Here is an 11,359-nt window from a genome sequence, read left to right on the forward strand (position 1 = left end):
GCGTCGGTTCGTCTCCCGCACCCAAGCTTAGAGGGCTGCTTTTTGTCCCAGCCAGACGGGACCGCAAAGCGGCCGTGTCTCTTCCTTGTGAGAAAAAGACGAGGGAACACGCCGACGCGTGCATCTTTTCTTTCACCTTATGGATAATCAACAGGCGTGTAATTATTTATATTCCATTATTTTTTGTCATCCTGATGCAATGTGGGCTCTGTTTTACCTACCTTCTGATTAACATAACGAGCAGCGACAAATAAAAAGTCCGATAAGCGATTCAAGTAACGAATGACTGTCGGATTGACTTCCAAATGCTCTGCGACAGCAATCGCTTTGCGTTCCGCTCTTCTGGCGACTGTCCGGGCAAAATGAAATCCTGCTCCAGCAGGACATCCACCCGGCAGTACAAAATTCTTTAAAGTCGGAAGCTCCGCATCCCACTTATCAATCAATTTCTCCAGCAGTTCTACATCTGATTCTTCAATTTTCCAGCCCACTTCTTTGCCTGCGGGAGTTGCCAATTCAGCTCCGATATGAAATAACTTCGTCTGCACAATATGGCATACAGAGAAAAGTTCTTGCCATTCCTCTCCTTGTGGCACATGAGAAAGCGCAAGTCCGATTGCCGAATTAGCTTCATCACATGTTCCATAAGCCTCGACCCGCGGATCATACTTCGGTACACGCATACCATACACTAGACTCGTTTCTCCCTTATCACCGGATTTCGTATAAATCTTCAACCTTCATTCCCTCCCGCCATGCTTTTTACTTTCGTAAGCTTTCTGAATCATTCAATACCCCTGGCGCAAGTTAATCACATTTATCATATCCTTTGTTTCTTCATTATTATATAGGGCAAGATTATGGTGAAAAATTTCCAATGCACGTTCCATATATAGAGGGGAACGGCCTGATATATGGGGTGTTACCAGGCAATTTTCCAGTTGCCAAAACGGTGACGAAGCTGGAAGAGGCTCTTCTGAAAACACATCCAAAACAGCCATCTTTAACTTTTTGCTTCTCAGATGCTCAAGCAAGGCTTCCTCATTAATAATTGCCCCTCTGGCAATATTAATTAATACAGCGTTTTCTTTCATAACCTTAATCTCTTCATAACCAATCATATTACGGGTTTCTTCCGTTAACGGTACAATAACAACAACGTAATCGCAGCGTGGAAGGACAGATAGCAGATCTGTCTGTAGATACATCTCATCGCATCCAGATTTCATTTTCCCACTTCGATTTACGCCGAGCACCTGCATACCAAACACTTGCGCACGAAGTGCAATTTCCTCACCAATAGCTCCTACACCAATAATCCCAAGCGTCTTGCCATACAATTCTTCTACACGGATGCTCCGGTCCCACTCACTGTTACACTGCTTCTCATACAACTCGTTCATTTTACGAGCCACCTGAAGCATAACACCAAATGTATACTCAGCCATAGGAATCTTATGGATGCCGCTTGCATTTGTCACCAATACACCGCGTTCAGCTAACAAAGATAAAGGCATTGTATCCATCCCTGCACTCAATACCTGAATCCAGCGAAGATTTTGCATATCTTGCACATTATCGAACGTTAAATCTTCCCCGTATGTAACCAAGACATGTGTGTCTTTTACATCCGTTGCAGCTTCTTTCATTCGATCGTAAAAGTAAAAATCATGTTGAGGATATGCCTTTTCTAACTTCTCTTGATGACGCTTGCTCATCTTAGCCGTCAAGACAATTTTCATTTCGGCAATTTCTCCCCTCTGCTCTGTATAATATATAGTAAGCCAATTTATGTAAGAAAAACTTAGAACCGCTAAAGCTTTTTGGCAATTACAATAAGTTCAGTACTTTCAGAGTCAAACGCTTTTTTTGAGAAATCACCATAACGTTCAACTATACCAAATCCCGCCAATCTGAGTAGATGATGTAATTCTGAGGGGAATATGTAACGAATATGTAACGGCGATACTACACGCTGTACAACTACGCCATCCTGATCCGTACGTTCATACTGTCGAATAATCTCGGCAATTTGCCGAAAATGGTCATACCTCGTATAATCCCATACTACCAGCCGATCTTCACTACCTGGAATCATATAAATTCCCCGTGTTGAGCTTTTTTCATTTTGCTCATACAAATGTTGAATTGTAGGGACGAATACATTCAGCGCAAGTAATCCGCCTTCCGCCAAATGCTTACTAACTTGCCGCAAAGCAGCCATTTGCTCCTTTACTGAAAGCAGATGCAAAAAGGAACGGTATGGAATCATGGCCAGCTGAAATGTACGCCCCAATTCAAACGTACGCATATCATCATGAATAAAAGTTATCTTATCGTTCACTTGCGCCATATCTGCTTTAGCGCGCGCTTTCTCCAGCATTTTCTCCGAAGCATCAACACCGACTACTTCAATCCCTTTAAGTGCCATTGGAATCGAAATGCGTCCGGTACCGCAACCCAAATCAAGTACCGTGCCATCTGCTTCTAAACCCAAACTTGTATAAAACTCAACATCACGATCTAATCCATTGGAAACGATGTCATAATAATCGGTCCAATCGTAATGAGCAACGCTCATTAGATGCCTCTCACCTTTCCGTAGGGAATTATATGCAAAAATATTGATTCATTTATTATAGATGAAAATAAAAGCAATATGCAAACTCAAGAGTGCTGGTTATCCAGAATGTATAGCTGCCTCGACGTATCCCAAAAGGACAAAGGGTCTTCTTCGGCATAAAAAAATGCAATCATCATCCAGTTTTTCTATTGGAAGGCAGAAATACAGTAAACGTACTCCCCTTACCTAATTCACTTTCAAGCTCAATGGAACCCTCATGCGCCTGTACAATCCATTCCGCGATGGCAAGCCCAAGACCTGTTCCGCCTATTCTGCGTGAACGTACTTTGTCTACCCGATAAAAACGGTCAAAGATGCGAGCCTGTTGCTCCGGTGCAATACCAATGCCAGTATCCCGTACAGCAAGACGAACGCGATGCTCTTTTCCTTTCCGTTCTTCTGAGACCTCAAGTGTAATACGTCCACCAGCAGGGGTGTACTTGCTGGCATTTTCCAACAAAATGTATAGAAGCTGCTTGATACGCTCAGCATCCGCATATACTGTTAGCGTATCTGGTACTTCGAGTTCAAATAACTGGGCTTGTTTAGCAAGCAACGTCTGAAACGTACGGGCCAGTTGATGAGATAAAATTGCCAAATCAAACGTTTCTTTTCTCAACTGCAAAACGCCTGAATCTGCACGAGCAAGCGTTAACAAATGCCCGACGAGACCGGTCATCATCCGTACTTCATCTTTTAAATCCACAATAAGCTGGCGAGAAAAATCCGACAGCCCCTCCCGGTTCTCTGATTCCAGTACTTCAAGGGAGGATTGAATAACACTAAGCGGGGTGCGCAATTCATGCGAAGCATCCGCGACAAACTCGCGCTGTCTGGCAAAGGAACGCATAATAGGCTCCATCGCGCGGCTCGCCATGTAATAACCAAGCAGTGAAGATAAAACCAGAAAAACGATGGAAAGGAGCGCAAGAATCATCATAAGACGTTCAAATACATCATGCTGCTGTGTAATATCGACACCAGCATATACGGCACCGATATACTGTCCGCCCTCATATTCAGAATGGCCAGAGAGCATAATATAGAGCGTTTTTCCGTCTGGAAGTTTAAATGGCTCAATTCTAACTTCTGACGGCTGCGGTTGCCAACCTTTTATCCGTGTCAAGATTGACTGACGCAACTCTGGAAATATTTCGTCTCCGTCAAATGGCTGCCCGTCCTTATCTATAACATAATAAAAAGCTCGTTCATGCTGTTTGATATCAATCTTAACACGCTTTTTCTTCGACTTTTTTTGCCATTTAATCAACTCGTGCCGGTGTTCCTCCCACTCATGGGCAGTCAGGGACTGCACAGCACTTTTGCTATCATGATACAGCGCGAACGACAATATAAAATAACTGCTGGCGATAAACAGAAACAAAAATAACATCATTAATATGCTGAATAACAGCGTCAAACGATTACGAATTTTCTCGAACATATTATGCCTCAAACTTATAGCCCACGCCACGTACATTGTGAATGAGCTTACGTTCGCCAGGTTGTTCTATTTTTTTACGCAACAGGCGGACAAAAGCATCCAATGTGTTGCTGCTTACATCTGCATCATAACCCCATATGCGATCAAAGATTATCTCGCGCGGCACTATATGTCCCCGGTTGCGCAACAAAAGTTCAAGCAGTTGAAATTCGCGTGGAGTCAGCTGAATGAACGTACCGTTTCGTTCAACAGTATGCTGGGTACAGTGTACAACCAGATCGGCAATGGTGATATCCTCAGGTTGAATAGGTGTGCAGCTACGCCTGGCAAGTGCCCGAATACGCGCAAACAATTCCGCGAACTCAAACGGTTTTACAAGGTAATCGTCAGCTCCAGCATCAAGGCCACATACCCGATCGTCAAGCGCATCCCGCGCTGTAAGCATCAAAATTGCTCCTTCATATCCGTTCGCCCGTAGACGACGACAAATACTAATACCATCTGCACCTGGCATCATCCAGTCCAGAATCAACAAATCATATGAAGAGACAGAAGCACACGTATACACATTATCTCCCGAATCAAACCAATCAACCGTATGCCCCTCTTTTTTAAGCATATGGGAAATTAACCTCCCCAGCTTTTGATCATCTTCTGCAAGTAGCACGTACATACATCATCCTTCTTTCGTCTTCATGCTCTTTTTCTTATTATTGTGCGAGAAAAAACAGGAAAAAGAAACAGGAAGCAATGAAAAGGCAATCCGCAGAATGAGAAAAATTAAAATTAGTGCACCTGTACTCACATAAAGTGCATGCACAAACGGAAGCCCTGTATCCGTTCCAAGCGTAAGCCCATGATAGAGCGCAAGCATGTAAGCAGGGAAAGCTACGAAATGTAATTTGCGCCATATTTTATAGCCGATATATTTCCGACAATCTGAGCTAAGCATTATTATTAGCATTAGATAAAAAGCCAGAATGCCGGCTGGTGTTGAGAACATCTCATGTTTGGATGAGAAGGGAATGAAAATATCCACCCAGTCATATCCAATGTATTGATCGAAAAGTAATACAAGCCCATGTGTAAGCCCAAACAGAAGACCAAGCCACCCAGCTGTTGTATGAAGTGCAAAAAGAAATGGGCGGAAGCGGGCAGGTGTTATCGGCAAGCTTTGCAGCAGTCCGCCGACGACAGCTAGGAATAACAAAACATAAGAAATGAGCCCGGCACCCCGTACGGTGTGCCAGACAGAAAAAAATGAAGCAAATAAATCAATTGTTAAATTTGGCATTGATTTCTCCCTTCCCACTCTATGCAATATGCCTCTATATTTCCACCCGTATGGACAGAACCATCGCTTCTAACCTGTACATAGGCAAGCTCCGGTTTTCGTTCTTGCATCCAGTGCACTCCCTCCGCAAATCCAAGAATAAGCATGGCTTTGGCATATACGTCAGCTGTCAGCACATCCGGTGCCAGTACGGTTACTTGTACAAGATCAGAGACGGCAGAATTGAAAGTGCGTGGATCGATGATATGATGTGCGCGACTACCATCCGAAAGCAACCAGCTTCGTTTTATGCAATTGCTTGTCGCTACTCCGGTGTCATGCCGTAACCAGAATGAAGCTAGATCTTTGTTAGGACAAAATGGATCGGCGATACTGATACCCCACGGTGCTCCCTGGTTCGTGCCCCATACAGCAATGTCGCCTCCCGCATCAATTAGACCAGATTGAACTCCTTTCTTAATCAAATAAGAGGACCCAAATCGCGCACTCCATCCTTTTGCAATTCCACCAAGATCAAGCAGCACATCTGGATGCAGACGTACTGTCTGTTTAACACGGTCTAACATAAGCGGATTCGTACACTTCGATCTATGTTTCACTTTGGTAGGAATAATGGTTCTGGATGTTGTCGACAGCGTTTCAAAACTTTGATTATAACCAAGGCCAGATACAACCGCACCCAGATACGGATTGAAGACCCCGTCTGTCTCACAATAATATGCATGAGCTTGCTCCAGGACTTCATAGAGAGGCGCCGATACCGAAACAGGTTTCCCTGCTGATCGGTTAAGCCGGGAAAGTTCACTATCCGACAGAAAGCGGCTCAGCCGAGCTTCGATGATTCGAATTAACCACTCTATTTCTTTTCGGGCGCTTTGTGTAAGACCGATTGTCGAGAATTCTGTGTTCATCGCCTGAAAGGTATGCATATGCTCCCCCCCTTTTTATGAAGCTCGGGATCTAGCCGATATTTCTTTTTTAGGTTTTCCACTTTGAGATACTTGTTCGCTTTGGAGTACAGCTTTGTTATCAGACAACTCGTTTTTCCACCTTTTGTACATTCGTTCTTCTTTTTCGTCATCGTCATCGTCGTCATCATGATCATGGTGATCATCTTTCTTTTTCTTGTAATCTTTCTCTTTCTTGTAATCATCATCCTTATGTGTCCGCTTACTCTTTTTAACAACATATGTTTCGCCTGCTTCTTCTTGCTTATATGCCTCCGGAGCAACGGAGCTTATTTGTGATGGGGATGATGATTGAATAATATCAGTCTGTTTGGATAATCCAATAAAGCCGGTAAAAGCTGCCACACTGGAAAGACCAATGAGCCATTTGGTAACTACATACTTTGCCATTTCTCTTCTCTTCCTTCCATTTTCATTTCTGTTTTTTCTTAACTATAAACAGCTTCTCTGAAAAAAAAATGAAAAATACAGATGAATATTTTCATATTCTTCACGACTGCCTTTCTCTTGTCTTTCCTCAAGAAATAAATAAGAGCCCCCCTTCCGCATGCTCTCCTTGGAAGGGGGACTCAAATAAATTCTCGTCCTAGAATCCTAGCTTAAATTTTCCCTTATGTACTTTAATGCTTCTTCTACATGTCCGTTTACTTTTACTTTACGCCATTCATTTACAAGCATTCCCTCTTTATTGATGACAAAAGTTGCTCTTTCTATCCCCATATACTCTTTACCAAAATTTTTCTTGAGCTTCCATACATCATAAAGTTCAGCCACTTTATGTTCATCATCAACTAAAAGCAAAAAAGGCAGTTCATACTTTTCAATAAACTTTTTATGCGACTCTAAAGAATCCGGACTAATTCCTAATATTACAGTATCCAATTCAGAAAAGCCTTTATGATAATCCCGGAAATCACAAGCCTCCGTTGTACAACCTGGTGTCATGTCTTTTGGATAGAAATATAGAATGACATTTTTTCCCCTAAAATCAGATAGCTTTACCATATCACCATTATTTGATACCAATTCAAAATCAGGTGCTAACTCTCCTACTTTCACACTCATTCTATCAGCCTCCATAAGTTAATTTGTTACACCTAGTGATTATCTATAAGGTGTAGGTACTTTTAACAGCATTTTGAAAATACAACTCTTTATAATATCCTACTTCATTTTATCAATTTTCAGCCAACAAAACAAAGAAGGAACAAGTCCCCCTATTCAGGAACCCGCTCCCCGATAATTCCTTACACCATAATTCCATACCATAATGCCTAACACAAAAAATACAATACCGATTATGGGAGTCAGCAAAGTATATGTATAGTATTCTTCACGTGAAAGGAAATAGGCTGCAGGATAAATGCCTACAAAAGCAAATGGCAGAATCCATGTCAGCAAAAAACGAATAACCTTATTATAAATATTAACAGGATAACGACCGTAGTTCTGAATGTTCCATATCATCGGTGAAATGCCCGTCTTCGAATCCGAGAAAAAACCAATCGCCGCAATCGCTGTATAAACGCCTCCATACACAAGCACTCCGGAAAGAACAAGCAAAACGAATACAAGCGGATCATACCAAGAAAGCGAAAGCCCCATATGAAAGCCTGCATATACCATAATTACGATGCCGGTTACGGCACCAGCCAATGACTGAGGGTCCATCGTTTCAAGCATTACCTGAAACAAATTATGTGCAGGCCGTGTCAATACTCTATCCATTTCTCCTTTAATAATATACTTCTCCTGAAATTCCCACAGATTAAAAAATGTAGAAAATACCGCATATGGTACAAGAAAAAAACCATAAATAAAAATAATTTCGTCGCGCGTCCATCCCTTTAGAAATGATGTATGCTGAAAAACAACCAAAATAAAAACCAGATTCGTAATCTGAAATGCAAAGTCCGAAACAATCCCATTTATGAAATCCATTCGGTAGGCAAGCCGCATTTTAAAATACTGTTTAAGGTAGTCACCGAAAAGCGAAAGATAAAACACAAAATTCCTCCTTGCTTTATTCCATCCGTATACCGGGTAGATTATCTCCTCTTTATAATGTTATGCGTTCCGTCTATCAAGTCAATAACGAAAAACGAGGCGATTGTTCGCCTCGTTTTTCCCATCATTGAATATCCAGTGCAGAAAGCATTTTTTGAGTAAACAAAAGTGGTATATCAGACGTATACACTTTCCACTCACCACTTACAGAATCTTTTTTAAGCATAACTACACCTTTAACTGTTTGTGTATTGTCCAGGTGCGCTCCACCCTCTTTGCTTGCTTGCAGGTGATATGTACCCCCGTCCACTTCTACAACAGCGATCCGATTCCATTTGCCCATGACCGTAGCTTTCAGCTCACCTTCATGGGTAATCTCAATTTTGTACCCTTCTTCTTTCATCTTTCTTAGTACAGCTGCTGTTAAATCACTGGTCGCTTTATGATATCCTGTATAACGTTTGTTGCTGATTTCTTTTAACCTCTCAACGTCTACTGCACCCAGTGCCCGTTCCTCATCTTCTGCATTCGCCTTAACGATGTCGATTAATGTTTTATCGGCCGGTACCGCATTCTCTTCTAAATATAGCGCATTAGACAGCATGACAAGCGCTTCTGCACGCGTCGAGTATTCAAACGGTTTAAAATATCCTCCCGAATAGCCATTAATAATCTTCACCGAGCTTGCTTTGCTTATCTCACGTGCAGCCCAGTACGAATCCTTTACATCTTTAAACTGCCTTGCATTCATTTCGTCAAAATCAATCGTATATGCGAATGCCCGTGTAATCAATGCTGCAATCTCGCCCCGGGTGATTTTATCATTCGGACCAAACGACTTCTCTGTTACCCCTTTAACAATTCCAAGCGAACTTGCAATATTGACTGCCTCGGTATACCATTGATTCGGCTCAATATCATAGAATGCACGCGGGTCCTGATCTGGACTTTTTTTCAAGCCGAGCGCACCAACGAGCAGGGACACAAATTCAGCACGCGTAATTTGTTTATTCGGCCTGATTGAGACTGTTCCATCCTTTTCAGTATATCCTTTTATAATGTCAGCATGAACCAGATTATATGCTTCATCTCTCGCCCAGTGCTGCTCCATATCCCCAGGCAAGTAGCTGTTTACTGTTGTTATTTCTTTCAGCTTGTTGGAAGGCTCGTCCGCCCATGCCCGTCCAGGCAAAACACTGAGAGTTCCCAATGCCACAACAAGCGTGACTTTACTTGCAAAATGTGTAGTATATCGTTTCACAATAGATTTCCATTCCTTTCTTCACAGTTCATTTATTCCATTTTTCCGTAATTATAGTGGATATTTTTTCTTATATTCCATTTTGCCAATATGTAGATAGGAAGATTTACTGAACAACAAGATAGCAACTTTTTATTCTATAGGTTATTTTAAAGGAATTTTAATCATTGGAACTATAGTAATATATTAGTATTAAACCACCTTTTTTCCTGCCTTCTAGTATCTTTTAACCATTATTTTTTAAAGGAAAAAACCTATAAAAAAAAAGATATTTTTAACGATAGAAAGATTCAGCATCCACCACCTATATAAATTACACCAAGGGTGTTGATTATCCCGTACGTTCCAGAGTGTATCGTCACCCCACCGTGTCCCAAACGGGCGTCGGTTCGTCTCCCACACAGAAGCGTAGCGGGCCGCTTTTTGGGCCGCTCCCGCCCACCGCAGAAATGTGCCGATTTATCAAGTCAGATGTATATAGACATCACTTAACAAACATGTTATTATCTTGGTAAACTTTGCTTAAAAGGAGGTGTAGGTACGTGTTCGGAACTGTTCAAACATGGTTTATTGTAGAAATTTCCAGTATGACACATGATTTTTCACTCCAAGGGGGAAGTCTGCCCTTTTTTGCCTCTACAATTGAAAAAGAACAGTTTCATTTATGGCGTACCATGCATCTATAAAGCGAATCAGCAGTTGTTAAAATCACGATAACGATGCCACAGGTATATTGCCTGTGGCTTTTTTGTGCTTTTTTGCAAATCCAAATAAACCATAAGCGAGGGACCTACAATGTCGATTAAAAAATATACAGAAGCAAACAGAAAAGCCTGGAATGAAGTAACGCCGATTCATCAGCAAGCAAGAAATATTGACCTAAAGGAAAAATTTAGCACAAAGGGTTTCTCACTCCTGGACGAAGTTATTACAGAGAAGCTCAAGGAAATCAATATACAGGATAAAACAGTTGCACAGCTTTGCTGCAATAATGGGATAGAGCTTCTTTCGATTATAAATTTAGGAGCAAAAAGCGGTACAGGTTTTGATATCTCAGATTATGCCATACAAGAGGCAAATGAATTGGCCCAGGTCTCCCATCTGCCATGCACGTTCATTCGCACAGATGTTTATGACATTGGGGAGGAACATGCTGGACAGTATGACTTAGTATATATTTCGATTGGCGCTTTAACCTGGCTTCCAGATTTACAGCGCTTTTTTACAATCGTGTCGGACTTATTAAAAAAAGAAGGCATGCTCCTTATTTATGACATGCATCCGTTTTTAAATATGTTCGCTGTTAAAGGGGAAGCAGAATTTGAAGCCCCTTTGAAAGTGGCTTTCTCTTATTACAAGAACGATCCATGGGTCAGCTATGAAGGGATCGATTACATTGGCGGAACTACCTATAAATCAAGGCCTAATTATAGCTTCAGCCATACACTATCGAGTCTTTTAAACTCTATAATGAAAAGCGGTATTCATATCAAGGAATTCAGTGAGTATCATCACGATATTTCTTGCCTATTTGGACATTTGGAGGAAGAAAATAAGCTTCCGTTAAGCTATATTTTAGTTGGAAGCAAGTAGAAGATACTTATGTTATCCCACTCTATTCCCTAAATTGAACCGTTCAGGTAAACAGCTCGTTATCTTAAGTGAAACAAGGGGAAACTTCGCGCAGTAAGCTTTCTCATTACCTACTGCGTGTTCGTTGAACCTATCGCGGGTTAACCCCCTAATTTTGGACACATACTAC

At 41.7% G+C, this 11,359-nt stretch carries 13 protein-coding genes; 2 read left to right on the top strand and 11 right to left on the bottom strand.

The window, feature by feature from the left end:
- Positions 1-176: 176 nt before the first annotated feature.
- From HMPREF0083_RS09165 to HMPREF0083_RS09215, 11 genes are all read right to left on the bottom strand, one after another.
- Entirely contained in the window at positions 177-737 is a 561-nt protein-coding gene (locus HMPREF0083_RS09165) for a cob(I)yrinic acid a,c-diamide adenosyltransferase (RefSeq protein WP_021620970.1), read from the bottom strand.
- Between the two features lie 51 nt (positions 738-788).
- Positions 789-1,742, bottom strand: a complete 954-nt coding sequence (locus HMPREF0083_RS09170; RefSeq protein WP_021620971.1) for a D-2-hydroxyacid dehydrogenase — start codon at positions 1,740-1,742, stop codon at positions 789-791.
- Positions 1,743-1,813: 71 nt separating this feature from the next.
- A complete protein-coding gene (locus tag HMPREF0083_RS09175) occupies positions 1,814-2,581 on the bottom strand; it encodes a class I SAM-dependent methyltransferase (RefSeq protein ID WP_021620972.1) in 768 nt (255 codons plus the stop codon).
- A 175-nt stretch (positions 2,582-2,756) separates the two neighbouring features.
- Positions 2,757-4,067: a sensor histidine kinase gene (locus HMPREF0083_RS09180; RefSeq protein WP_021620973.1), complete on the bottom strand. Its 1,311-nt coding sequence runs from the start codon at positions 4,065-4,067 to the stop codon at positions 2,757-2,759.
- Position 4,068: 1 nt separating this feature from the next.
- Complete coding sequence (locus tag HMPREF0083_RS09185) at positions 4,069-4,740, bottom strand: response regulator transcription factor (protein WP_021620974.1); 672 nt, start codon at positions 4,738-4,740, stop codon at positions 4,069-4,071.
- 3 nt (positions 4,741-4,743) lie between these two features.
- Positions 4,744-5,361, bottom strand: a complete 618-nt coding sequence (locus HMPREF0083_RS09190) for a ferric reductase-like transmembrane domain-containing protein (protein ID WP_021620975.1) — start codon at positions 5,359-5,361, stop codon at positions 4,744-4,746.
- Positions 5,349-6,290, bottom strand: a complete 942-nt coding sequence (locus HMPREF0083_RS09195) for an FAD:protein FMN transferase (protein WP_021620976.1) — start codon at positions 6,288-6,290, stop codon at positions 5,349-5,351. The genes HMPREF0083_RS09190 and HMPREF0083_RS09195 overlap by 13 nt, the downstream gene beginning before the upstream one ends.
- 15 nt (positions 6,291-6,305) lie before the next feature.
- Positions 6,306-6,719: a hypothetical protein gene (locus HMPREF0083_RS09200; RefSeq protein ID WP_021620977.1), complete on the bottom strand. Its 414-nt coding sequence runs from the start codon at positions 6,717-6,719 to the stop codon at positions 6,306-6,308.
- Between the two features lie 204 nt (positions 6,720-6,923).
- Entirely contained in the window at positions 6,924-7,394 is a 471-nt protein-coding gene (bcp, locus tag HMPREF0083_RS09205; protein ID WP_040302214.1) for a thioredoxin-dependent thiol peroxidase, read from the bottom strand.
- Between the two features lie 156 nt (positions 7,395-7,550).
- Positions 7,551-8,336 (bottom strand): ABC transporter permease, encoded by a 786-nt coding sequence (locus HMPREF0083_RS09210; protein ID WP_021620979.1) that lies wholly within the window; start codon positions 8,334-8,336, stop codon positions 7,551-7,553.
- A 124-nt stretch (positions 8,337-8,460) separates the two neighbouring features.
- Positions 8,461-9,597 carry an S-layer homology domain-containing protein gene (locus tag HMPREF0083_RS09215; protein ID WP_021620980.1) on the bottom strand — a complete coding sequence of 379 codons (1,137 nt, stop codon included), beginning with the start codon at positions 9,595-9,597 and terminating at the stop codon, positions 8,461-8,463.
- A 542-nt stretch (positions 9,598-10,139) separates the two neighbouring features.
- Here HMPREF0083_RS09215 and HMPREF0083_RS28700 point away from each other — a divergent pair.
- Entirely contained in the window at positions 10,140-10,283 is a 144-nt protein-coding gene (locus HMPREF0083_RS28700; protein ID WP_021620982.1) for a hypothetical protein, read from the top strand.
- A gap of 109 nt (positions 10,284-10,392) precedes the next feature.
- Positions 10,393-11,190 carry a class I SAM-dependent methyltransferase gene (locus tag HMPREF0083_RS09220; RefSeq protein WP_021620983.1) on the top strand — a complete coding sequence of 266 codons (798 nt, stop codon included), beginning with the start codon at positions 10,393-10,395 and terminating at the stop codon, positions 11,188-11,190.
- Positions 11,191-11,359 lie beyond the last annotated feature (169 nt).

This window comes from Aneurinibacillus aneurinilyticus ATCC 12856, from assembly GCF_000466385.1.
Taxonomy (GTDB): domain Bacteria; phylum Bacillota; class Bacilli; order Aneurinibacillales; family Aneurinibacillaceae; genus Aneurinibacillus; species Aneurinibacillus aneurinilyticus.